The organism is Amycolatopsis sp. NPDC104775 (genome assembly GCF_055583325.1).
This window is the reverse complement of record NZ_JBVJOE010000011.1, coordinates 216,641-238,949: the sequence shown is the minus strand read 5'-3', so window position 1 is coordinate 238,949 and position 22,309 is coordinate 216,641. Positions and strand designations below refer to the sequence as shown.

20 protein-coding genes are annotated in these 22,309 nt (G+C 69.6%); 8 read left to right on the top strand and 12 right to left on the bottom strand.

Annotated features, from left to right (window positions below; genetic code table 11):
* The first annotated feature begins 65 nt into the window (after window positions 1-65).
* A complete protein-coding gene (locus ACZ63D_RS36945) occupies window positions 66-1,589 on the top strand; it encodes a DUF4139 domain-containing protein (protein WP_465358964.1) in 1,524 nt (507 codons plus the stop codon).
* A gap of 4 nt (window positions 1,590-1,593) precedes the next feature.
* Here the strand turns inward: ACZ63D_RS36945 and ACZ63D_RS36940 are convergent, their stop codons facing one another.
* Complete coding sequence (locus ACZ63D_RS36940; RefSeq protein ID WP_465358963.1) at window positions 1,594-2,025, bottom strand: CBS domain-containing protein; 432 nt, start codon at window positions 2,023-2,025, stop codon at window positions 1,594-1,596.
* Window positions 2,026-2,123: 98 nt separating this feature from the next.
* Window positions 2,124-3,533 (bottom strand): MocR-like pyridoxine biosynthesis transcription factor PdxR, encoded by a 1,410-nt coding sequence (gene pdxR / locus ACZ63D_RS36935; protein WP_465358962.1) that lies wholly within the window; start codon window positions 3,531-3,533, stop codon window positions 2,124-2,126.
* A gap of 82 nt (window positions 3,534-3,615) precedes the next feature.
* Between pdxR and ACZ63D_RS36930 the strand changes: the two genes are divergently transcribed.
* Entirely contained in the window at window positions 3,616-4,194 is a 579-nt protein-coding gene (locus ACZ63D_RS36930; RefSeq protein WP_465358961.1) for a TIGR03086 family metal-binding protein, read from the top strand.
* On the opposite strand, the gene ACZ63D_RS36925 is transcribed toward ACZ63D_RS36930, so the two are convergent.
* Window positions 4,187-5,092 (bottom strand): neutral zinc metallopeptidase, encoded by a 906-nt coding sequence (locus ACZ63D_RS36925; protein ID WP_465358960.1) that lies wholly within the window; start codon window positions 5,090-5,092, stop codon window positions 4,187-4,189. The two genes, ACZ63D_RS36930 and ACZ63D_RS36925, sit on opposite strands and share 8 nt — an antisense overlap.
* A gap of 107 nt (window positions 5,093-5,199) precedes the next feature.
* On the opposite strand from ACZ63D_RS36925, the gene ACZ63D_RS36920 reads away from it, so the two are divergent.
* Window positions 5,200-7,209 (top strand): prolyl oligopeptidase family serine peptidase, encoded by a 2,010-nt coding sequence (locus ACZ63D_RS36920; protein ID WP_465358959.1) that lies wholly within the window; start codon window positions 5,200-5,202, stop codon window positions 7,207-7,209.
* On the opposite strand, the gene ACZ63D_RS36915 is transcribed toward ACZ63D_RS36920, so the two are convergent.
* A complete protein-coding gene (locus tag ACZ63D_RS36915; RefSeq protein WP_465358958.1) occupies window positions 7,206-7,805 on the bottom strand; it encodes a hypothetical protein in 600 nt (199 codons plus the stop codon). The two genes, ACZ63D_RS36920 and ACZ63D_RS36915, sit on opposite strands and share 4 nt — an antisense overlap.
* Before the next feature lie 106 nt (window positions 7,806-7,911).
* Window positions 7,912-8,724, bottom strand: coding sequence for a S1 family peptidase (locus ACZ63D_RS36910; RefSeq protein WP_465358957.1), 813 nt, complete (start codon window positions 8,722-8,724; stop codon window positions 7,912-7,914).
* A gap of 134 nt (window positions 8,725-8,858) precedes the next feature.
* Between ACZ63D_RS36910 and ACZ63D_RS36905 the strand changes: the two genes are divergently transcribed.
* From ACZ63D_RS36905 to ACZ63D_RS36895, 3 genes are read left to right on the top strand one after another with little or no spacing between them, the layout of a single operon-like run.
* Window positions 8,859-9,416, top strand: coding sequence for a TetR/AcrR family transcriptional regulator (locus tag ACZ63D_RS36905; protein WP_465358956.1), 558 nt, complete (start codon window positions 8,859-8,861; stop codon window positions 9,414-9,416).
* A 5-nt stretch (window positions 9,417-9,421) separates the two neighbouring features.
* A complete protein-coding gene (locus ACZ63D_RS36900) occupies window positions 9,422-9,946 on the top strand; it encodes a DUF4865 family protein (RefSeq protein WP_465358955.1) in 525 nt (174 codons plus the stop codon).
* A gap of 10 nt (window positions 9,947-9,956) precedes the next feature.
* Entirely contained in the window at window positions 9,957-10,340 is a 384-nt protein-coding gene (locus tag ACZ63D_RS36895; RefSeq protein ID WP_465358954.1) for a tautomerase family protein, read from the top strand.
* Window positions 10,341-10,346: 6 nt separating this feature from the next.
* On the opposite strand, the gene ACZ63D_RS36890 is transcribed toward ACZ63D_RS36895, so the two are convergent.
* On the bottom strand, window positions 10,347-11,306 hold the full coding sequence (locus ACZ63D_RS36890) for a quinone oxidoreductase family protein (protein WP_465358953.1): 960 nt from the start codon (window positions 11,304-11,306) through the stop codon (window positions 10,347-10,349).
* A gap of 144 nt (window positions 11,307-11,450) precedes the next feature.
* Here ACZ63D_RS36890 and ACZ63D_RS36885 point away from each other — a divergent pair, with 144 nt between their 5' ends.
* Window positions 11,451-12,074, top strand: coding sequence for a TetR/AcrR family transcriptional regulator (locus tag ACZ63D_RS36885; protein WP_465358952.1), 624 nt, complete (start codon window positions 11,451-11,453; stop codon window positions 12,072-12,074).
* A gap of 180 nt (window positions 12,075-12,254) precedes the next feature.
* On the opposite strand, the gene ACZ63D_RS36880 is transcribed toward ACZ63D_RS36885, so the two are convergent.
* The 4 genes from ACZ63D_RS36880 to ACZ63D_RS36865 form a co-directional block, all read right to left on the bottom strand.
* The gene (locus tag ACZ63D_RS36880) at window positions 12,255-13,019 is read right to left on the bottom strand and encodes a hypothetical protein (RefSeq protein WP_465358951.1); all 765 of its coding nucleotides are present in this window, start codon (window positions 13,017-13,019) and stop codon (window positions 12,255-12,257) included.
* A 177-nt stretch (window positions 13,020-13,196) separates the two neighbouring features.
* Window positions 13,197-16,013 (bottom strand): vitamin B12-dependent ribonucleotide reductase, encoded by a 2,817-nt coding sequence (locus ACZ63D_RS36875; RefSeq protein WP_465358950.1) that lies wholly within the window; start codon window positions 16,011-16,013, stop codon window positions 13,197-13,199.
* 38 nt (window positions 16,014-16,051) lie between these two features.
* Window positions 16,052-16,543: a transcriptional regulator NrdR gene (gene nrdR / locus ACZ63D_RS36870; protein WP_101434855.1), complete on the bottom strand. Its 492-nt coding sequence runs from the start codon at window positions 16,541-16,543 to the stop codon at window positions 16,052-16,054.
* 307 nt (window positions 16,544-16,850) lie between these two features.
* Window positions 16,851-17,243: a LysM peptidoglycan-binding domain-containing protein gene (locus tag ACZ63D_RS36865; protein ID WP_465358949.1), complete on the bottom strand. Its 393-nt coding sequence runs from the start codon at window positions 17,241-17,243 to the stop codon at window positions 16,851-16,853.
* A gap of 1,336 nt (window positions 17,244-18,579) precedes the next feature.
* On the opposite strand from ACZ63D_RS36865, the gene lexA reads away from it, so the two are divergent.
* Window positions 18,580-19,239 (top strand): transcriptional repressor LexA, encoded by a 660-nt coding sequence (lexA, locus tag ACZ63D_RS36860; RefSeq protein WP_067593639.1) that lies wholly within the window; start codon window positions 18,580-18,582, stop codon window positions 19,237-19,239.
* 557 nt (window positions 19,240-19,796) lie between these two features.
* On the opposite strand, the gene ACZ63D_RS36855 is transcribed toward lexA, so the two are convergent.
* Window positions 19,797-20,798 carry a hypothetical protein gene (locus ACZ63D_RS36855; protein ID WP_465358948.1) on the bottom strand — a complete coding sequence of 334 codons (1,002 nt, stop codon included), beginning with the start codon at window positions 20,796-20,798 and terminating at the stop codon, window positions 19,797-19,799.
* A gap of 53 nt (window positions 20,799-20,851) precedes the next feature.
* Complete coding sequence (gene hflX / locus ACZ63D_RS36850; RefSeq protein WP_452074475.1) at window positions 20,852-22,297, bottom strand: GTPase HflX; 1,446 nt, start codon at window positions 22,295-22,297, stop codon at window positions 20,852-20,854.
* Window positions 22,298-22,309 lie beyond the last annotated feature (12 nt).

Sequence of the window (22,309 nt, the reverse complement as noted above, 5' to 3'; positions counted from 1 at the left end):
AAGCAGGCGAGCAAGTTGAGACTTCCGTCAACCGCAAGTCGCGTCAACCGACTAACGTCGGAGCCATGGACGCACCGATAGTCACGGTCACGGTCTATCCGCAGAACGCGCGCGTCACCCGCCGCTGTCAAGTCACTCCGGCCGACGGGTCCCGCGTAGAGATCACGGGTCTCCCCCTGTCGCTCGACGCTGCTTCGGTGCGCGTAAGCGGCACAGGCGACGCGTTGGTCACGGGCGTCGACGTCGCGTACGCGCAACACGCCGCGCCTGCGGACCCAACGCTGCGCGCGCTTGTGGAGCAGCGTCGCGCCGACCAAGCCACTGTCGACGAGGTCGCGGACGACGAGAGCGCAGCAGCGGCGCGCGTCGATCTGTTGACCGGCGTCTCGCGACGCAGCGGAGCAAGCTTCGCGAAGGCGTTGGCAGGCGGTGACGCGGAACCAGGACGCGTCCAGGAAGTGAGCGAAGCGCTCAGCACGCAATTAGCCGCCGCGCTCAAGGAACGTCGCGCGCTCTCGACGAAGCTGGAACGGCTGCGCGAAGACCTCGCCGCGCTCGACCGGCAGATCGAAACCCGCAGCGCACAGTCCGAACAGGACAGTTCCACCATCGTGGTCGACTTGGAATCCCCGGCCACCGCCGAAATCGAACTGTCCTATGTGGTCCCGGGCGCGCGCTGGGAACCCGGTTACGACGTCCGGGTGCGCGGCACCGACGTCACGGTCACCTCGTACGGCTTGGTCAGCCAGCACACCGGCGAGGATTGGCCGGAGTGCGAGCTGACGCTGTCCACCGCCCGTCCGGCGAACACCGTGGTGATCCCGGAACTCCAGCCCTGGTACCTGGATCGGCAGCACCCGGAGCGGCGCTCGATGGCACCGCCCGCGCCCGCCGCCGCGATGGCTTACGGCGGTGCCGCACCCGCTGGCCGGGACGGCTTCGCCGCGCACCTCTCCGCAGTCGAGCAAGGCACCACCGCGGTCACCTTCCGCCCGGCCCGCCCGGTCGCGATCCCGTCCGGCGCGCAAGGCCACCGGACGACGCTCGCGCAGCTGGATTTCACCGCGGAACTGGACTACGTGACCGCGCCGACGCAGGCTGAGGAAGCCTACCTGCGCGCAAAGGTGGTCAACACTGGCGAGCACACGCTCCGCGCTGGTCGCGCCGCGGTGTTCCACGAGGCCGAGTTCGTCGGCAGCACCCAGCTGGAACTGTGGGGTCCCGGCGAGGAACGCGAACTGGCGTTGGGTGTCGACGACCGGATCCGCGTCGAACGCGAACTGGTTAAGCGCAGTGCCAGCAAGGCCACCTTCTCCGCGCAACGCCGCCGCGAAGCCGATTACGTGACGACGGTGACCAACCACAGTCCGCGCGAAGCCGTGGTGGCCGTGCTCGACCAAGCCCCGGTCTCGCGGGACGACGCGATCACCGTGCGGGACCTGCGGCTCAGCCCGGAGCCGGTCGAGCGCACCGAACTGGGCCAGTTCACCTGGCGGCTCACGATCGCGCCCGGGGCGTCCGCGACGGTCTCGCTCGGCTATCGGGTGGACGTCGCGAAGGGCGTCGAGCTCAGCGGCTGGCGCGAATGAGCGCTCAGCCCTGGGAGATGTAGGCCTCGAGCTGTTCCTGGCTCTGTTCCAGCTGCTCCATCCGGATCTTCACCACGTCGCCGATGCTCACGATGCCGGCCAGGCGCCCGTCGTCGAGCACCGGCACGTGCCGGATCCGCCGTTCGGTCATCACCACGCTGAGCTGGTCCACCGGATCGTCCGGGGTGCAGCTGGCCACCATGGTGGTCATGATGTCCGCGACCGGCCCGTCCAGCACCGCCGGCCCGTGGTCGTTGAGCCTGCGCACGACGTCGCGTTCGGACACGATCCCGGCGATCCCGCCTTCGGCGTCGACCACGACCATGGCGCCGACGTTGTGCCGGGCGAGTCCCGCCAGCAGTTCGGTGACCGTCGTCCCCGGCGACACGGTGGCGACCGTCGCGCCCTTGCGCTGAAGCACATCCGCAATCCGCATGGCGATGCCCTCTCCTCGGTGAGTCGGGTCACCACAGGTTAGGGCCCCGCTGCCGACTGCGAAAGTCCGGCGGGACGCGTCCATTCGTGGTAACGCGCTCAGCCGTCGAGCACCTGGCGCAACCGGGCGAGACCGGGCCCGATCTCTTCCGCCGCGATCGCGCCGTAGCCGAACAGCAGCCCGTGCCGGCGCGCCGCCACGGAGAAATCGCCGAGCGAAAACAGCCGGACGCCCGCCCCGGCGGCCTTCCGGGCGAAGCCGTGCAAATTTCGGTCCGCCGACGCGCTCAGGTGCAGCCCCGCCGACGCGGGCACCGGCTCCAGCACGTCGCCGAATCCGGCGCGCAGGCCGTCCACGAGAAGGTCGTGCCGGGCGCGGTAGACGCCGCGCATCCGGCGGACGTGCCGGGCGAATCCGCCTTCGGCGATAAAGGCCGCGACCACCGCCTGCTCAATGCCCGGGGAATGCCAGTCGGCGAGGTATTTCGCCTTCACGATCGCCTCCGCCAGCGCGGGCGGCGCGGCGAGGAAGCCCAGTCGCAGCGCGGGCGACAGCACCTTCGAGAACGAGCCGACGTAGACCACCCGGCCGTGAGAATCCAAGCTGTGCAACGGTTCCAGCGGACGGCCGGTGTAGCGGAACTCGGTGTCGTAATCGTCCTCGACCACGACTGCTCCGTGGTCCTCGGCCCAATCCAGCAATGCCCTGCGGCGCGACGGCGACATCGCGACCCCAAGCGGATACTGGTGTGAAGGCGTCACGTGCACCAAGCGAGTACCCGGCGGGATCGCGTCGACCACGATGCCTTCGTCGTCCACCGGAACCGGCGCGACGCGCACGCCGAGCGTGCCCAGCAGCAGGCGCGGCGGCGGGTAGCCGGGATCCTCGACGGCAGCCAGGTCGCCAGGCCGCAGCAGGACGCGGGCGACGAGGTCGATCGTCTGCTGCGCGCCCGAAGTGATCACGAGGTGTTCCGGGCGCACGCGCACATTCCGGGACACCGCGAGATGCCGCGCCAGTTCGGCGCGGAGTCGGGGATCGCCTTGCGGTTCGCCGTAAGTCATCAGCTCCGCCCGGGAACTGCGCAATGCCTGGGTCGTCAGCCGACGCCAGGTGTCGAACGGAAACAGCCGCACATCTGGCACTCCGGCACGGAAATCGAACTCCGGAGGGTTCGTGAACGCTTTCGGCGGCGCGGGCACGTCTGTCCACTCTGGACGCGGCTGGACGCCCTCGGCGAGCCCCGCAGGTTCGCTCGGCCGCGGCGCGGCGCCAGCCCGCACGTAGGTCCCGGCTCCGACTCGGCCGGTGAGGAAGCCTTCCGCGGTGAGCCGTTCGTACGCCGCGGTGACGGTGGTGCGCGAGACGGCCAGCCGGTGGGCCAGTTCCCGGGTCGGCGGAAGCACGTCGCCGTCACGGAGCCGGCCGTCGAGCACTGCTTCGCGGATCTGGCGGTAGATCTCGTCGCGATGGCCGCGGGTGCCGGACAGGTCCAGGTGCAGGTCCACGCGTCCAGCCTAGATTGGTCCACCGCAGTTGGCTCTGTTTTGGCTCTCTTCCTGGACCGATCTGCCGGTTAGCGTGAGCGGCATGACCACGTTCGACCTCGACCGGCAGTCTCTGCTCGTCCTCGACCCGATCGTCTCGAAGATCACCGCGACGGACCTCGACCGGCCCACGCCGTGCGCCGGCTGGACGCTCGCCGACCTGCTCCGGCACCAAGTCAGCGAAAACCACGCCTTCGCCGAAGCCGCGCGCAACGGCTCCGCGAAGGACTGGGACAGCGGCCAACTCGGCGAAGACCCGTACGCCGCGTACGCAGCTTCAGTGACCGACTACCTCAACGCGTACGGCGAAGCCGACGTCGCGGAACGCCAGATCGCCATCAACACCTTCGGCACCTTCCCGGGCACAGTCGCGATCGCGATGCACCTCGTCGACACCGTCGCGCACGGCTGGGACCTGGCCAAGGCCCTCGACGTCGCCTACGACCCGGCACCGGCCGCAGTGCACGCCGCACTGCAGTTCGCGCTCATGATCCCGACCGACCCCAAGGAACGCGTCGAACGCGGGACCTTCGCGCCGGTAGTGCCCGTCGGCACCGGCGAAAGCGAACTGGACCAGTTCCTCGGCCTGCTGGGCCGCGACCCGCGGTGGCGGGTCAGCTGACCTTGTCCGCCGGGGCCGACCAGGTGTCGCAGGCCGCCGGGCCGGCTCCGGTGTAACCCGCTTTCGCCCACGCCAGCTGGTTCGCGCGGGTGCCGTGGTCGCCGCTGTCGTCGGCGCGGCCGTAGTCGGCGACGGCGGCGTTCGCGGTGGCCCGGCTGATCGAACCGCGGTCCGCCGCGGCGTGGAGGAACAGCGCGCCGAAGCAGTTGGCCTGCAGCTCGATCCGGCGCACAACGGCCTTGTCCGCGTCGGTGGTCGGTTCCGGCGAACCCATCTCCGAGCTCGCCGCGTCGAGGATGCCGCTCTCGCGCTGGACGTGGTGGCCGTACTCGTGCGCGAGCGTCGCCAGGTGCCGGGCCCGGCTCAGCCCGGCGTCCGACAGCATCCAGTCCGTGGGTGCGTAGATCGTGGCGTCGCCGCCGCAGTAGTACGCGACCGCTTCGTCCCGGGACGGCGCGTTGCCGCAAGCGCTGGTCTTCGGCAGCGTGACCGACACCTTGACCGGCAGGTTCGGCTCGTCCGCTTTGTCCAGCGCCGGTTGCCACGCCTGTTTCAGACAGCCGACCAACACGGTGTAGAAGGTCTTGAGCTGCTCCGCGTCCCGGCTCAGCTCCGGCAGGTCGCACGCCACGGAACCGAGCGCGACCCCGTCGGCCAGCAACGGGTTGCCGCTGAGCTTGCGCACCGGTTTGGCGTCCTGGCGCTCCGGCATCGCGTCGGCGTCCGGAGCCGCTATCGCGTGCCCGGACACCTCGTGCGGCACCGCGGCCATCAGCGCGAGCGTGGCCGCGACGATCGCCACCGCGGCGAACGCGCCCAGCGCTTTGCCCGGCTTCCGGCGCGGCGGAGCCTGCGGCGGCGGTGCTGGAGGCCACGAGCCTCCGGCGTGATACGTCATTCCTCCCCCTCCCGGCCAGCATACGGAGACCGCTCGCCGCACTGGATCACGAAACGGGAACGCCGGGCTCCTGGCCTGATCCGCGACCGGCAGCGAGACTGGACGCTATGACTGTCGAAGATCCGTACCTGTGGCTGGAAGACGTGACGGGCGACGAGGCGCTCGAATGGGTCCGTTCGCGCAACGCGGAGACGCTGGACGTGCTCACCGCGAGCGAGAGGTTCGGGCAGCTGCGGGACTCGATCCGCGAGGTGCTCGACGCGGGCGGGCGGATCCCGTACGTCGCGCGCCGGGGGACGCTGCTCTACAACTTCTGGCAGGACGCCGAGCACCCGCGCGGGCTGTGGCGGCGCACCACGCTGGAGCAGTACCGCACCGCCGAACCGGACTGGGAGATCCTGCTCGACGTCGACGCGCTCGCCGCGGCCGAGGACGAGAACTGGGTCTGGAAGGGCGCCGCGGTGCTGCGTCCCGGGCACCGGCTCGGCCTGGTGCAGCTGTCCCGCGGCGGCGCGGACGCGACCGTCGTCCGCGAGTTCGACCTCGACGCGCACGAGTTCGTGCCCGGCGGGTTCACCCTGCCCGAGGCGAAGCACCGGATCGGATGGATCGACGCCGACCGGGTGTACCTCGGAACCGATTTCGGTCCCGGCTCGCTCACCACGTCGGGCTATCCGCGCCTGGTGAAGGAATGGCGGCGCGGCACCCCGATCGAAGACGCGGTTCTCGTCGCCGAGGGCAAGCCGGACGACGTCGCGGTGATGGCCTACCACGACCCGACCGAGGGCTTCGAACGCGATTTCGTGCGCCGCGCGATCGACTTCTACCGCACCGAATACTTCGAGCGGACACCGTCCGGACTGACCAAACTGGACCTGCCCGAGGACGTCGAGGTGTCCACGCACCGCGAATGGCTGCTCGTGCACCCGCGCAGCGCGTGGACCGTCGGCGGCGCCGAACACCCCGCGGGCACGCTGCTCGCGATCCGCTACGACGCGTTCAAATCGGGCGACCGCGATTTCACCGCGCTCTTCACCCCGGACGCGCATACGTCGCTGGACTACTACACGTGGACCCGCAATCACCTCCTGCTCGCGACGCTGCACGACGTCAAGTCGGAGCTGCGCGTGCTGACGCCGGGCCCGGACGGCTGGGCCGAGGCGGAACTGGGCGGCGCGCCGGAATTCGGCAGCGCGCAGATCGTCGACACCGAACCGGACGTCGACGACGAGTACCTGGTGGACTCCTCCAGCTACGTCCAGCCGTCCACGCTCACCCGCGGTGTCGTCGGCGGCGACGTCGAGGTGCTCAAACAGGCCCCGGCGTTCTTCGACGCGACCGGGATCGAGGTCAGCCAGTACTTCGCGACCTCGGACGACGGCACGAAGATCCCGTACTTCGTGGTCCGCCCGCCCCACGCGGAAAACGGCCCAACGCTGCTGTACGGCTACGGCGGGTTCGAGGTCTCGCTGACCCCGTCGTACGGCGGAGTCGTCGGCCGGGCCTGGTTGTCGCGCGGTGGCACGTACGTGGTCGCGAACATCCGCGGCGGCGGCGAGTACGGGCCGGAATGGCACATGCAGGCGGTGAAGGAGAACCGGCACAAGGCGTACGAGGACTTCGCGGCGGTCGCGCGCGATCTCGTGTCGCGGGGCATCACCACGAAGGAACGCCTCGGGATCCAGGGCGGCAGCAACGGCGGGTTGCTGATGGGCGTCATGCTCACCAGCTACCCGGAGCTGTTCGGCGCGATCGTGTGCCAGGTGCCGTTGCTCGACATGAAGCGCTACCACCTGTTGCCGGCCGGGGCTTCGTGGATGGCCGAATGGGGTGACCCGGACGTTCCGGAAGAGTGGGAGTACATCTCGAAGTACTCGCCGTACCAGAACGTTTCGGCGGACGTCAGCTATCCGCCGATCCTGATCGTCACCTCCACCCGGGACGATCGAGTGCACCCCGGGCACGCGCGCAAGATGGTCGCGCGGATGCGGGAACAGGGCCACGACGTGGAGTACTTCGAGAACATCGAAGGCGGCCACGGCGCGGCAGCGGACAACGAACAACTCGCGTTCCGTTCGGCGGTCGCGTACGAATTCCTCTGGTCGAAGCTGTCCTAGACCAGACCCCGGGGCCGCGCCCGCACGCGCGGCCCCGGGTGCGCCGACGGTCCTTTATGGACATCCGCGAGCGCTCGCTCGAAACGCGCCCAGGCGTCGGTGACGAACGCGAGCCACGGCACGCCAAGCCGCTGCAACGCGCGTCCGTGACCGATCAGCACACCGCCGGTTTCGAGGACCGCCCTGGCTCGCCACTTCGCGGTCGCCGCGATTCCCCAGCGCCGCAATCGGTCCACGTGATAGCCCAGCCGCCGCTCCAGCCCGGCGAGCACGCGGGCGGCGACCTCCGCGGCGACCGGGTCGCGGGTGCCGTCCCGCAACGCGCGGTAGTAGCCGAGCGCGAGCACGTCGGAGATCAGCTCGCTCATCACGTCGCTTTTCCCCGGCGGGCCCGCGGTTTCGACCAGCCGGGCGACCAGGTCCGCCTGGTAGCGCTGGTCTTCGGCGGTCAGTTCGTCCGGCGTTCGCTGGAACCGCCGGACGCTGCGCACGACCACCGGATCCAGCCGCACCCCGCTCCCCCACGCCGGCTGCGGCCGGACCCTTCGCCGCCGCGCCTCCGCCTCGAACACCGCACTCCACTCCACGGCGGCCATGCTGCCGTCCGGATGTGCCGGTGCGGCGGGGAGATTGTGGAGATTCGGTGAAGCTACCGGAGAAGCAGCACGGCTTCGCGGAACATTTTTCCTCGATTTTGCGGGTTCAGTGTCCTCTCCGGATCGTCCGCCGCATCCAGTCGGCGTACGCGGGCACGCTGCTGTACAGCCCCGGCCCGCCCGCGCAAGCCTCCCGCGCGGTGCCCGGGCCCGAGGTGACCCCGATCAGCTCCCACCGTCCGACAGGCCCACGCCGGATCTGCGGACCGCCGGAGTCTCCGATGCACGCCATCGCCTCCGGCCGCGGGCTGACCGTGCAGAGCCGGGTCGGTCCCGCGTAACCCGGGCCGCATTCGGATTCCGCGCCGCGTCGAACGTCCAGTTCCTGCAACCGTTCCGGGAAATTCGCCTTCTTGAAGTCATAAGTGTCGACGGTGGTGCCGAACCCCAGCAGCCGCGTCGGCGTACCGGGCGCACCCGGCCGGGAAGCCAGCCGGATCGGCTGCTCGGCGACTGGACGGTCCAGCTTGATCAACGCGAGATCGTTGCGGTTGAACGGAATTTCGTCACTCTGCAACGCGTAGCCCGGATGCGTGACCACTCGCGCGATCCGCCGGACGGTCCCGCCGGAATGCTGTCGCTCGCTGCCGATCCGGACGGTGCCGTCCGGGGTCACGAGGTTCGCATCCACACAGTGCCCCGCCGTGACCACCCACTGCGGGTCGATCAGCGAAGCACCGCACACTCCGCGGTCGCCCGTGTGGTTGACCCTCTCCGGGATGGACGCCATGAACGAGTAACGCTGCGTCGAATCGCCGCCCTGCACGATCGCCTCGGCAGTGCCGGTCGAGAACAAGGCGGCGCACACAGCCGTCACGGCGGTCACGGCAACGACGCGGCGGCCAGCAGACTTGAGCACGGAGAATCCTTTCCTTCGGTTCCCGTTCAGCCTGCCCGGCCAAGATCGTCCGGACCATCCGGCCAGCCGGTCTCCCAGTGGTAGCGCCCGCACCCCTGGTTGTCTCTGTACCTACTAGTATGTACGCTGAGTTCATGTCCACGAGAGACCAGCTCATCGCGAGCACTCAGGACCTGTTGTGGGAGCGGGGGTACGTCGGCACCAGCCCGAAGGCGATCCAGCAGCGCGCCGGGGCCGGGCAGGGCAGCATGTACCACCACTTCACCGGCAAGGCCGACCTCGCGCTCGCCGCGATCCGGCAGAACGCCGACGATCTGCGCGCCTCCGCCGAGGCCGCGTTCGCCCAGGACGCCACCGCGGCCGAACGCGTTTCCGCCTACCTGCTGCGCGAGCGAGACGTCCTGCGCGGCTGCCCAGTCGGCCGGCTGGCCTCGGATCCCGACATCGTCACGAACCCGGAATTGCGCGCACCGCTGGAAGAAACGTTCACCTGGCTGCGCGGACGTCTCGCCGAGGTGCTTGCCGAGGGCATCGCGGACGGCGAGTTCCCGGCCGATCTCGACCCCGCCGCGACCGCCACCGCGCTCGTGGCGGTGCTGCAAGGCGGATACGTCCTCGCCCGGTCGTCCGGAACGGCCGAGCCGTTCGACCAAGCCATCCGCGGCGCACTCGCGCTCCTCGACCGGCGGTGACGTCGATGTACGCCATGCAGTACGAGATCGACCTGCCCGACGGCTACGACATCGAGCACCGAGTCGCCACCCGGGGCCATCGCACGGACGACTTCCCCGGGCTGGGACTCAAGGCGTATCTGGTGCGCGCCAACCACTACGCCCCGTTTTACCTGTGGGCCGACACCGCTGGAATGAGCCGATTCCTCTGGGGCGGCGGCGGATTCGACGGCATAGTCCAGGATTTCGGCCGCCCGCCGGTGCGGCATTGGACCGGAGCGCGCTGCCTGGCCGGTCCCGCCCGAGCGAAGTCCCCGAAGTTCGCCACCACCCGCGTGCTGCCGGAAAGCCCTGGCGCAATCGACCGCGAACTCGCGGAACTCGCGCAGCTGTCGGCGAATCCGGCCGTGCACACCACCGCGCTGGCCATCGATCCGCAGCGCTGGGACATCGTGCGCTTTACGCTCTGGATCACCACCCCGGAAGAGGACACCGACGTCCAATACCGGGTGCTTCACCTGTCCTGCCCGAACATCGACCAGCTGAGCTGAGAGGTCTCCCATGCCGCTCGTCCGCATCGACGTGCTGTCCGAACCCAACGCCGACCGCCTCCCCGCCATCGGCGACGCCGTGCACCAGGCGATGACCGAAACCATCGACGTCCCCGCCGACGACCGGTTCCAGATTCTCAGCAGCCACGCCGCCGGCCGGTTGCGCTACGACCCGGGCTACTTCGGCGTCCGCCGCGACGACGACATCGTGTACGTCTCCATCACCTTGCGCGCCGGCCGCACCAACGACCAGAAAACCGCGCTGTACCGGCGAGCGACCGAACTCATCGCCGAGGCGACCGGGATCGAGCCCAGGAATGTCCTGTTCAGCCTGACCGAAAACAGCGACGCGGACTGGTCGATGGGCGAAGGAGTGGCGCAAATGCTGCGCTGACTGGCATCACAGCAGGATGACGGTGCGCTCGCCCGGCGCGTCTTGATGCGCCCAGGCCGCCTCGACCTGGTCGAGCGGGAACGGATGCGGGCGCACCGCCATGCCGCCTCCGGCGATCGCGGCGACGAGCTCAGTGAACTCTCGCTGCATGACCTGTGGCTCCACCGCGCCGAAGCCGCTGCCGAGGATCCGGAACGCGTTGGAGCGCAACTCGTGTCCGGACAGGGTGATGGAGTCTCCGCCCATCCCGCCGATCTGCACCCAATCGAGCAGACGGGTGTGCTGGGTGCGCGCTCCGAGGACGGCGCGCATGGCAAGTTCGGTGGGCGGCCCCCACACGTAGTCCAGGACCACGTCGACCTCCGCGGCGGCTTCGGCGAGCACGGCCGCGGTGGCGTCCTCGTCGGGGACAAGCTGAACCACCGCATCCGCGCCTTGGCTCGCAAGCTCGTCGAGACGGGTGCGGTTGCGTCCGGCGGCGATCACCCGCGCCGCGCCAAGGTGTTTCGCAACCTTGACGGCCGTGGAGCCCGCGTTGCCGGTCGCGCCGTGCACAAGGACCGACTGCCCGGCCTCGAACGGAACGCGGGTGCGCAGCGCGGTCCACGAGGACAGCGCCGGGTTCATGGTGGCGGCGAGGAGTGCGGGATCGGTGCCGTCCGGGACAGGGATGACGGTGGCCGGATCGATGACGATCCGCTCGGCCAGGCTGCCGGCGCCCATGACCATGACGTAGCCGAGGCTGCCGTCCGACCGCCGGATGACCGCGTCCGCACCGGCCAGCGCGGGCAGTGTCTTGGGGCTCGTGTAGTGCTTGCCAGCCGCGATGCCGCGGGTGGCGGGGTGCACGCCGACGGCGAGGACGTCCACCACCTCCTGGCCGGGGGCCGCCTCGGGAGCGGGGACGGAACGGAAGCGCGGCGGTTCGTCGAAGGACTCCACCAGCGCGGCGTTGATCATGGACATGACGGGTTTCCCTTATCTAATCGCACACCGTTTAGAAACGGCTTCGTATCTTATGGTGTCCAGCGTACGACCGCGGGTTAAGATACGCAAGCGGGTCTAACGCGCATCGCTGAATGCGGTGAACAGGGACATGAGGGAGCAACGGTGACGGAGCAACGGCGCGCGGAGGGCACTGCCACCCGGCGCAGGGGTGCCGCCTTGGAAAACGCGATCACCGATGCCGCCTGGGAGGTGCTCGTCGAGCAGGGCTACCACGGCCTGACCTACGAGACCGTCGCGGCGCGCGCCGGAACCAGCAAACCGGTGCTCTACCGGCGCTGGCCGCAGCGCGAGGACCTGCTCATCGCCACCCTCGCCCGGCACTGGCGGCCGATCGACCTCCCGGACACCGGCAGCCTGCGCCAGGACGCGTTGGCCCTCTTGCGCACGGTCAACGCCGAGCGGGCCCGCTTGGTGATACTGCTGCGCATCCAGCTGGCGGACTACTTCCGCGAAACCGGCACCAGCTTCGGCGACCTGCGCGGCCGCCTCCTCCCTGACGACTCGGCACCGCCCTTCGCGACGCTCGTCGACCGCGCCGTCGAACGCGGCGAACTGCCGGACGTCCCGCGACCTGAACGCGTGGTGAACCTGCCCTTCGACCTAGTGCGCCACGACATGCTGATGGCCATGGACGCGGTGCCGGACAAGGCGATCGTCGAGATCGTGGACACGGTGTGGCTGCCTCTGCTCGGCCTGACCCCGGACGGCACGCGGTCAGGACGCTGAGCGCTTCCGAGCCCGCGCCGTGGGGATTCTCCGGCTGGCCGCTGCGAGAAATCCACACTCGCACAACTCTCAGAACAGCCGGGACAGGCTTCCGTCGAGAAGAGGGGGAGGCACCTTCGCGCCTCCCCCTCTTCTCGTTATCGCTCGATACTGGCGCAGGGTACTTATTCCTGTGGTGTGCTATTCCTCGGCCCGAAGCAGCTCCGGGAGCCGCCGAACCTCCTCCTCGGATGCGATGGACTCCTCGGCCGCGACGAAAGTCAGGAGGCGGACGCTGCCTCCATGTGCTGCCGCGGTCTTGTGATGGCCATCCAACAGATAGTGGAACAGCCCCCAGTGGCGCGTGCGGCTGAACCACGGCCCCTCGATGTCCAGCAACCCCAGGGCGACAGCGGTCGGATGGCCCGTTGCGGCCGCGTAGTGAGCGGTCCTGGCTGGATCAGCCTGAGTGGGGTCAGTGATGGGGACCGCGAACTGAAACATGCGCTCCTGCCCATCGACCGTGTTGTCACCAAGCCGGTAATAGGCGATGTTCGCCGGGTCGATCGGGTATTCGTACTCGTGGCTTCGCCATGCGTTCGGGCCTTCGACAGCGAAGTAGTCATCGGCGGAACCGGGCGTGACTAGCATCGGCCGGACATCCAGCAACATCACAAGGTATGGCCCGTGAGGCAACTGCGCTGAGAAGGCGTCGATGACCTCCGAATCCAGGTCAACGAGTCCGGTGTTGAGCCGGTCACGAACCCTCTCGACGGACAGCGGACCGGCCGGGGCCCCTGGTTGGCGTCGAAGGACCAAGCCACAAGTGCCGCAGGAATAGCCGAGGTGGTAGGCCGGCGTGCCACCGATGGTCAGATAGCGGGCGGGCCGGGCGGACCAGTCAACGCCGAGCCGGGGCGTCGACGTCCCAAGCGTCATCCATCCGTGGGCCAGAACCTCAGTCATCTCCTGAGTCTGTCCGAGATGACCCGCTGAGGCAGGTGAAATATGGCCTCGCCAGCTCCAGTCTTGTTGTGTTCACTGCAACAAGGTGTGTCGCCGAGACCAGAACAGGTGAGGTGCGGACCAGACTGTCCACACCCCACCTGATCTGCTAATTCATCACCAGACCAGCGCCCGGAATCAGCTGCAGCCGGACGTCGCGCCGCAGCCCTCGCAGGCGTAGCAGGATCCGGCGGGCCGCATCTTCGTTCCGCAGGTCATGCAGAGCGGCGCGTCCGCGGCCTTGCCGAGGTGCAGTTCCATCAGCTCGGCCGTGCTGTGCGCGTCGCGCCCCGAAGTGTCCGGTGTGGACTCTTCGGTGCGGACGGGCGACGCGTCCACGCCGCCGCGGAGCGCGTCGATGTCGACGCTTTGGCCGCCGTAGGTCGCCTCGACCTCGGCCGAGCGTTCGTCCGCGGTGAAAATGCCGAGCTGGGCCCGCTTTTCGTACGGCAGGTAGTCCAGCGCCAAGCGGCGGAACAGGTAGTCCATGACGCTCGTGGCGATCCGGATGTCCGGGTCGTCGGTCATGCCAGCCGGTTCGAAGCGCAGGTTCGAGAACTTCGAAACGTAGAACTCGAGCGGGATGCCGTGCTGCAGGCCGACCGAGATCGACATCGAGAAGGCGTCCATCACGCCGGACAGCGTCGAACCCTGCTTGCCGAGCTTCACGAAGATCTCGCCGAGACCGTCGTCCGGATACGAGCCGGCGTGCAGGTAGCCCTCGGCGCCGCCGACGGTGAACGACACCGTCTGGCTCGGGCGCTTCTTCGGCAGGCGACGGCGCACGGGGCGGTACTCGACGACCTTCTCCGGCTCGGTTTCCGCCGCGGCTTCCTTCTTCTTCGCCGTGGACAGCGGCTGGCCGACCTTGCAGTTGTCGCGGTAGATCGCGAGCGCCTTGAGGCCGAGTTTCCAGCCCTCGAAGTAAATCTCCTCGACGTCCTCAACCGTCGCCGACTCCGGCATGTTGACCGTCTTCGAGATCGCGCCCGAGATGAACGGCTGCACCGCGGCCATCATCCGCACGTGGCCCATCGGCGCGATGGACCGGTCGCCGACCGCGCAGTCGAACACCTCGTAGTGCTCGGGGCGCAGGCCCGGCGCGTCGACCACGTGGCCGTGCTGCGCGACGTATTCGACGATCGCCTCGACCTGCTCGGCCTGGTAGCCCAGCACCCGCAGCGCGCGCGGCACGGTCTGGTTCACGATCTGCATGGACCCGCCGCCGACGAGCTTCTTGAACTTCACCAGCGAGAAGTCCGGCTCGATGCCCGTGGTGTCGCAGTCCATCATGAAGCCGATGGTGCCGGTGGGCGCGAGCACCGAGGCCTGCGCGTTGCGCCAGCCGTTGCGGGTGCCGAGTTCGATGCCCTTCTGCCACTCCTCCGACGCGAGCGCGCGGACGGCCGCGTCGTTGCTGTGGTAGGTGCGGACCAGCTCGTTGGCCGCGGCGTGCTTGCGCATGACGCGCTGGTGCGCCTCGGCGTTGCGGGCGTAGCCCTCGTACGGCCCGACGACGCCGGCCAGCTCGGCCGAACGGCGGTAGGACACGCCGGTCATCAGCGACGTGATCGCGGCGGCGAGCGCGCGGCCGCCCTCGGAGTCGTACGCGTGGCCCAGCGCCATCAGCAGCGCGCCGAGGTTGGCGTAGCCGATGCCGAGCTGGCGGAATTTGCGCGTGGTGTCGGCGATCGGCTCGGTCGGGAAGTCGGCGAAGCAGATCGAGATGTCCATCGCGGTGATGACGAACTCGACGGCCTTCGCGAACAGCGGCGCGTCGAACGTGCCCTCGTCGGAGACGAACTTCAGCAGGTTGAGCGACGCGAGGTTGCAGCTCGAGTTGTCGAGGTGCATGTACTCGCTGCACGGGTTCGACGCGGTGATCCGGCCCGATTCGGGGCAGGTGTGCCAGTCGTTGATCGTGCTGTCGTACTGGACGCCCGGGTCGGCGCATTCCCACGCCGCCTGCGCCATGCTGCGGAACAGCTTCTTCGCGTCGGTGCGGTCGATGACCTCGCCGGTGAGCCGGGCGCGCAGGCCGAAGTCCGTGCCGTTCTCGACGGCGTGCATGAACTCGTCGGACACGCGCACCGAGTTGTTCGCGTTCTGGTACTGCACCGAGGAGATGTCGGAGCCGGAGAGGTCCATGTCGAACCCGGCGTCGCGGAGGACCTTGATCTTTTCCTCTTCGCGCGCCTTGGTCTGGATGAACTCCTCGATGTCCGGGTGGTCCACGTCGAGCACGACCATCTTCGCCGCGCGCCGGGTCGCCCCGCCGGACTTGATGGTGCCCGCGGACGCGTCGGCTCCGCGCATGAACGAGACCGGGCCGGACGCGGTGCCGCCGGAGGTGAGCAGTTCCTTCGAGGACCGGATGCGCGAGAGGTTGAGGCCCGCGCCGGAACCGCCCTTGAAGATCAGGCCTTCCTCGCGGTACCAGTTGAGGATCGACTCCATCGTGTCGTCGACGGCGAGGATGAAGCAGGCCGACACCTGCTGCTTCGAGGACGTGCCGACGTTGAACCACACCGGGGAGTTGAAGCTGAACACCTGGTGCAGCAGCATCCAGGTGAGCTCGTGCTCGAAGATCTCGAGGTCGGACGGACCGGCGAAGTAGTCGTGCTCGGCGGCGGCCTTCACGTAGGTGCGCACCACGCGGTCGATGAGCTGCTTGAGGCTGCTCTCGCGCTGCGGGCTGCCGACCGCGCCGCGGAAGTACTTGCTGGTGACGATGTTGGTCGCGTTGACCGACCAGAACTCGGGGAATTCGACCCCGCGCTGCTCGAAGTTGACGCTGCCGTCGCGCCAGTTCGTCATGACGACGTCGCGGGTCTCCCACGCGACCTCGTCGTAAGGGTGGGTCCCCTCGGTGGTGAAGACCCGCCGGACGCTGAGGCCCTTGTTCGGCTTCTTGCTCTGTCCGGCCGCGGCGCCGGTTCCCACGGTTTCGGTCATGCGGTCCTGTCCCTCGCTCCCCGCGACCCGGTGACGGCTCAGTCGTCGCCGGCGCGCTCGCTTTCCTGGTCCTCCGCAGTTCCCGCCATGGCTTTCCGCAGGTCGGCGATCTCCTTCTCGAAGTCCTCGACCGAGGAGAACGAGCGGTAGACGCTGGCGAACCGGAGATACGCGACGCCGTCCAGTTCCCGCAGCGGGCCGAGGATGGCGAGGCCGACCTCGTGGCTGGGGATCTCGGCCAGCCCGGCGGACCGGATCGACTCCTCCACGCGCTGCGCGAGCTTCTGCAGCGCGTCGTCGTCGACCGGACGGCCCTGGCAGGCCCTCCGCACGCCGTTGACCACCTTGTCCCGGCTGAACTGCTCGGTGGCGCCGGACCGTTTGACCACGGCCAGCACCATCGTCTCCGACGTGGTGAAACGCCGTCCGCACTCGGCGCACGAACGCCGCCGCCGGATCGCCTGTCCCTCGTCCACCTCTCGGGAGTCGACGACCCGAGAGTCCGCATGCCGGCAGAACGGGCACCTCATCCGCCGATCACCTTCCCCTCCGCGCCGGTCGATTCCTGTCCCGACCGGCCCCTGCCGCCACGCTACGGCCTGGACCGAGGTCACCGCGCGCGACCCCGCGTCTGGTGATCGACCTGTGGACATCCGGTGGGCAACTGCCGGCCGGCTGTGGACAACTGCCGCCAGTCTACCCCTACCTGTGGACCAACTACAGCGGTGTAACTACTAGATATAGGGGTAGACCATAGATCGCCTTCCGAGCGGGCGCAAGAAACCCGAGAGGGTGAAACAGCGGTTGCGCAAGATGCGACCGGGTGGTTTCCGACAGTCATGGCCCAGCCGTGCCCGCTTCCCCGCCCTGACCGCTGCCAGGCCAGGCGACTGGAACGGTGAGCGGCATGCCGGGCAGCAAGGCGGTGTCGTCGAGGTTGTTGAGCTCCTTGATGCGCTCGACGACCGCGCCCTGGTCTGCGTTCGGCGCGAACCGAGCGGCGAGCGCCCCGAGCGAATCCCCAGGCTGCACGGAAACGGACGCGGTCCGCGACGGCACCGGACCGCCGGACACGCCGGACCCGAAAACGCCGAGCCCGGTGACGATCAGGCAGGCCGCGAAGGCGATCGCGAAGAGCCACGGCCACCGCACGGACGGCCGGGCCGCGGTCTGGCAAGCGACGCCGCCCCGCTGTCCGGCGACGACCCGCGCCCGGGACGGCGGCCGCATCGGTTCGCCGCGCCGCTCGCGCGCGGTGCGACCAGGGCTGGCCGGGATGGCGGCGGGGATGTGGCGGACCGCGGTGCGGCCGCTCGCCTCGCGAAACTCTCGGGATTCCCGGAATTCTCGGGCAGGGGCTTCTTCGGTTTCGACGGCGGAGGGAGCCGACGTCTGGAATCCCGCCCGCTCGACGGACCGGACAGCCGCGGAACGCGGTCCACCGACCTCGCCTGCCGCACGCGCACCTTGCCCGGCCGGAATCGGCTCAGCGGAGGGCGCGAACCCGGCAGATCCCCCTGCGGGCCGCGCACCGGCTCGCCCGGCGACGTCGCTCGCCGACCGCGCACCGATCCGCCCTGCGGCGTCACCCGTCGAGCGCGAGCTGGCCCCCGCACTGATCCGCCCAGCCGCATCGCCAGGCACAGCACGCTCGGAATCAACTCGTTCGCCGCCGCCGAGACCGGCTTCCTCCGCCGCCCGCCAGGCACGGCGTCGCCCGGCCGCGCCGCGGGAACCTTCCCTCGGGTCGCCAGCGTTGCGGCCCCGTCGCGAGTCGTCCCGCCCGGCGGAGCCGCGCGAACCCTCGCCGGACCGATCCGTGCCGGAACCGCGCCGGGCGCCGGTCCGGCCGCGAAGCTCCACCACCTCCCCGGAACCGGTCTCCCGGCCCGGATCGGCGCTCGGATCAGCGCCGGAACTCTCCGGAACGCCATCCTTTCGGGTGGCATCTCCGAGCCCCGCCCGGCGCCGCGACCGGCGCGCCGGACCCCCGGACCCGGGTTCCCTCCGGACCGGAAGCGTCTCTTCCGACGCGGCGCCGCCCTCGGCGGGGCGGACGGCGGGGACGGGCCGTAGCGGGCGGACGAGCCCGCGATCTGCCAGGATCGACATGCCGGAACCTCCTCGTGACCTGCGGATCGGTCCGGTCCGGGCCGTACACCTGCGCCGCAGCGGTCCAGATCGAACAGGCGTTCTATCGAACGTCCGTGCGAAGGTCTACCACCCCGCACCGACAAAATCGAGAGGACACGGCGTGTCGATCGAACAGATGTTTGAAATCGTCGCGCGCGGTGACTAACGTCGGTGACCAGGACATCTGCCGGACCGGCTCCGGCGGGTGCCGCCGGACGGGCGTTCGCGGAAAACGCGGATCCCGGACCGGCGCACGCGGACACGCGCGGCACGCCGACACGGCGACCGCGGGACGGCTGGAGGCGACGCAGCGTTGGAGAAGGACACGGTGAAGGGCACCGCGGCGAAAGGGGCCAAGACGGCCTCGCGAGGCAAGGCGTCCGCACAATCCGCGCGCGAGTCCGGCCACGAGAGCACGGGGAAGGTGAGCGCCATGCCGGAGGTGTACGACGTGGACGAGACGCTGACCGTCCGCCAGCAGCAAGTGCTCGACGTGATCCGCACGTGGGTGAGCCGCTTCGGCTACCCGCCGAGCGTGCGCGAGATCGGCGAGGCGGTGGGGCTCACGTCCACGTCGTCGGTGTCGCACCAGCTGCGCGCGCTGCAGCGCAAGGGCTACCTGCGCCGCGACGCCAACCGACCGCGCGCGGTCGGCGTGCTCGCGTCCACGGACGACAACCCGATGGGCATCGAGATGGACCAGCAGCCGTCCGTCCCGAAGGCGGCGTACGTGCCGCTGGTCGGACGGATCGCGGCGGGCGGTCCGGTGCTCGCCGAGCAGGCCGTCGAGGACGTTTTCCCGCTGCCGCGCGAAATTGTCGGCGAGGGCGAGCTGTTCCTGCTGAGCGTCACCGGCGATTCGATGGTCGACGCCGCCATCACCGACGGCGACTGGGTAGTCGTCCGGCAGCAGCCCGCCGCGGAGAACGGCGACATCGTCGCCGCGATGATCGACGGCGAAGCCACGGTGAAGACGTTCAAGCGCAAGGACGGGCACGTGTGGCTGATGCCGCACAACGACGCGTACGAGCCCATTCCCGGCGACGACGCATCGATTCTGGGCAAGGTGGTTGCGGTGCTGCGCCGCCTTTGAGCCGTGGTTCGCTCCCCTCCCCAGGCCCGGGGTGAGGGGAGCGAGCGACCAGGCTTCGGTTGCGCCGCTGGCCGTGGGATTGCGCCTGAACAGGCACCGCGGCGGGTAAGGCACGGCACCACGTCGGGTGTGGTGCCTGGAACTGCGCGAGGCCAGACACGCCACGACGCCGGAAGCCGTACCAGGCCAAGAACGACCCCAGCCCGGATACGGCACCGGCCAGCAGTCATGCCAGGCCGCGCACGCCACCACGCCCTAAGCCATGCCAGTTCAGGACGGCACCCCGGCCAGAGGCCGAGCCGGGCCGGGCCGGGCCGGGCCGGGCCGGGCCGGGGACTGTGCCAGATTTGGCACGACGGCAGATCAGGCGAGGTACCAGACGGGGAAACACGCCAGACCAGTGCCAAGCCACGCGCAGAGCCAGACCGGGCCAGGGCCGGGCAGGCCAGGGCCGTCTGAGAAACGGGCCAGGTCAGGCTTAGGTCTGCACCATCGCAGGTGCGGGCCAGGGTTGTCGTCGCCTCAGAAGCGAGGCCGGGCCAGGTTCGGTGCCGGTCTCAGGAGCGGCGGCGTTTCCTGGCCAGCAAGAACCACCCCACTAACACCACCACCGCAGCAACAGCCGCAGCGGCGATAAGCGTAAAACCGCCCGAATCCTCCCCCGCAGGCTGGGCGGCAGCACCGCCGGGTTTCGGTGCGGGCGCTTGCGGAGTGATCAAAGCCGTGGCGTTCTTGATCGCCCGCACTGGTTCGCCGACGCCCTCGCTCGCGGACAGCAGCGTGCCGTCCGGTTCGAAAGCAATGGCTTCGCCCTGCTTTTCGTTCGGCAGCGGAATGCGCACGGGTTCGCGTTGCAGCGCTGCGGCTACGTCGCCGTCCGGGGCCGCGTACACATACGCGTCCGTGTAGGTGCGCAGCGCGATGACCTTGCCGTCCGCGCTGGTTGCGCCTCCGGTGATCAACGCCGAACCGAACGAGCCGACCGGGCCGCCCGGTGTGTCGGTGCTCCGGACTCGCAGGGTGCCTACCTGCTCCAGTTTGGTCGGCCCGGGCGTCGCCAGCGGAGCCGACGGGCGGTAGAGCTTCGAGACGCCCAGCAGGTCTTTGGTGATCAAAAACGGCGTGCCGGACTGGTCCAGGATCAAGGCCTCGGTGTCGTGTGGGCCGTCCGGGTAGGTGAGCCGGTGCATGACTGCCGCGCCGCCAGTGGGTTTCAGCTCCAGCAAGGCGACCGTCTCGCGTTTGGCGCGGTTGTCGCCGGTGTCCGAGAGCCACAGAGTGCCGTCTTTGCCTCGGGCCAGGTCCTCGACGTCGTAGGGATCCGTGCGATCCGTGAGGACGTCCTTGACCTGGCATTTCCGGTCCAGGACGAAGACCTGCACCTGGGTGCCGCCGTCGTTGATCGCGTACCAGTGCTCGCCGTCGGAGACCAGGCCGGACAGCTCGTTGAGACGCTTGTCCGTGACTTTGCACAACGTCTCCGGGGCAGGCGGAGCCGCCGCGGCCGGGACAGCGCCCGCGAGCATCAGGACAGCCGTCAGTGCCAGGACGACCCGCACCAGTTCACCTCCGTAGTGCACGGCCCGCTCGGACCGTGCACTACGGAAGACGTTCAGAGCGCCGAGGCGTTGGTCTCGAACGCCCGCAGAGCCGCGGCGAGGTCCGGGCGGACCCGCACCTGCAGGCGCGTGCCGTCGGCGACGTGCTCCTCTTCCAGCACCTCGCCCTCCGCGTGGGCCCGGGACACGAGCTCGCCCCGCGAGTACGGGACCAGCACGTCGATCACCGTTTCCGCCCGCGGCAGCCGTTCGGCCAGCACCTCGGCCAGGTCGGCCACGCCCGAGCCGGTGCGCGCGGAGATCTGCACCGAACCGGGCAGCGCGTGCCGCAGCCGGGCCAGGGTGACGTCGTCGGCCGCGTCGGCCTTGTTGATCACCAGCAGCTCCGGCGGGAGCGGCTCCTTGCGGCTGCGGGTGATCTCGGCGAGCACCTCGCGCACCGCGTTGACCTGGTCCTCCGGAGCCGCGTCGGAACCGTCCACGACGTGCAGGAGCAGGTCGGCGTCGGCCGCCTCCTCCAGCGTCGAGCGGAACGCGTCCACCAGCTGGTGCGGCAGGTGCCGCACGAACCCGACCGTGTCGGTCAGCGTGAACGTGCGCCCGTCGGCCGTCTGCGCCCGGCGCGTGGTCGGGTCCAGGGTGGCGAACAGCGCGTCCTCCACCAGCACCCCGGCCCCGGTCAGGGCGTTGAGCAGGCTCGACTTGCCGGCGTTGGTGTAGCCGACGATCGCCACGCTCGGCACCTCGTTGGCCACGCGCTTGCCGCGCTTGGTCTCGCGGATGGTGTCCATCGCGGCGATCTCCCGGCGCAGCTTCGCCACGCGCTTGCTGATCCGCCGCCGGTCCGTCTCCAGCTTCGTTTCACCAGGCCCGCGCAGGCCCACGCCGCCGTTCGCGCCGCCCGCGCGGCCACCGGCCTGCCGGGACAGCGCCGAACCCCACCCGCGCAGCCGCGGGACGAGGTACTGCAGCTGGGCCAGCTCGACCTGAGCCTTGCCCTCCTTGGAGCGGGCGTGCTGGGCGAAAATGTCGAGGATCAGGGCGGTCCGGTCGATCACCTTGACCTTGACCTTCTCCTCCAGCTGGCGCAGCTGGCCGGGCGAAAGCTCGCCGTCGCAGATCACCGTGTCGGCGCCGGTCGCCACGACCACGTCGCGCAGCTCGCGCACCTTGCCGGACCCGACGTAGGTCGCCGGATCGGGCTTCTGCCGCCGCTGGACGAGGCCTTCGAGCACCTCGGAACCCGCCGTCTCGGCCAGTCGCGCCAGTTCGGCCAGCGACGCCTCGGACTGCTGGGCGGTGCCTTCAGTCCACACGCCGACCAGCACAACGCGCTCCAGCCGAAGCTGCCGGTACTCGACCTCGGTGATGTCCTCGAGCTCGGTGGAGAGGCCCGCGACCCGGCGCAGCGACGCGCGGTCCTCGAGCTCCATCTCCCCGACCGAGGGGTCGTAGGGGTCGTTGTCGTCGTAAAAGTCTTCGTGTGTCTGTTCTGTCATCGTGCCTCCATG

Excerpts from the sequence above, each read along its gene's own strand:
- ACZ63D_RS36915 (WP_465358958.1), bottom strand. The coding sequence starts at position 7,805 with ATGGCCGCCGTGGAGTGGAGTGCGGTGTTCGAGGCGGAGGCGCGGCGG.
- ACZ63D_RS36905 (WP_465358956.1), top strand. The coding sequence starts at position 8,859 with ATGTCCACGAGAGACCAGCTCATCGCGAGCACTCAGGACCTGTTGTGG.
- ACZ63D_RS36925 (WP_465358960.1), bottom strand. The coding sequence starts at position 5,092 with ATGACGTATCACGCCGGAGGCTCGTGGCCTCCAGCACCGCCGCCGCAG.
- ACZ63D_RS36865 (WP_465358949.1), bottom strand. The coding sequence starts at position 17,243 with ATGCGGCCGCCGTCCCGGGCGCGGGTCGTCGCCGGACAGCGGGGCGGC.
- lexA (WP_067593639.1), top strand. The coding sequence starts at position 18,580 with ATGCCGGAGGTGTACGACGTGGACGAGACGCTGACCGTCCGCCAGCAG.
- ACZ63D_RS36875 (WP_465358950.1), bottom strand. The coding sequence starts at position 16,013 with ATGACCGAAACCGTGGGAACCGGCGCCGCGGCCGGACAGAGCAAGAAG.
- ACZ63D_RS36900 (WP_465358955.1), top strand. The coding sequence starts at position 9,422 with ATGTACGCCATGCAGTACGAGATCGACCTGCCCGACGGCTACGACATC.
- ACZ63D_RS36945 (WP_465358964.1), top strand. The coding sequence starts at position 66 with ATGGACGCACCGATAGTCACGGTCACGGTCTATCCGCAGAACGCGCGC.
- ACZ63D_RS36930 (WP_465358961.1), top strand. The coding sequence starts at position 3,616 with ATGACCACGTTCGACCTCGACCGGCAGTCTCTGCTCGTCCTCGACCCG.
- ACZ63D_RS36880 (WP_465358951.1), bottom strand. The coding sequence starts at position 13,019 with ATGACTGAGGTTCTGGCCCACGGATGGATGACGCTTGGGACGTCGACG.
- nrdR (WP_101434855.1), bottom strand. The coding sequence starts at position 16,543 with ATGAGGTGCCCGTTCTGCCGGCATGCGGACTCTCGGGTCGTCGACTCC.
- ACZ63D_RS36890 (WP_465358953.1), bottom strand. The coding sequence starts at position 11,306 with ATGTCCATGATCAACGCCGCGCTGGTGGAGTCCTTCGACGAACCGCCG.
- ACZ63D_RS36940 (WP_465358963.1), bottom strand. The coding sequence starts at position 2,025 with ATGCGGATTGCGGATGTGCTTCAGCGCAAGGGCGCGACGGTCGCCACC.
- ACZ63D_RS36920 (WP_465358959.1), top strand. The coding sequence starts at position 5,200 with ATGACTGTCGAAGATCCGTACCTGTGGCTGGAAGACGTGACGGGCGAC.
- ACZ63D_RS36895 (WP_465358954.1), top strand. The coding sequence starts at position 9,957 with ATGCCGCTCGTCCGCATCGACGTGCTGTCCGAACCCAACGCCGACCGC.
- hflX (WP_452074475.1), bottom strand. The coding sequence starts at position 22,297 with ATGACAGAACAGACACACGAAGACTTTTACGACGACAACGACCCCTAC.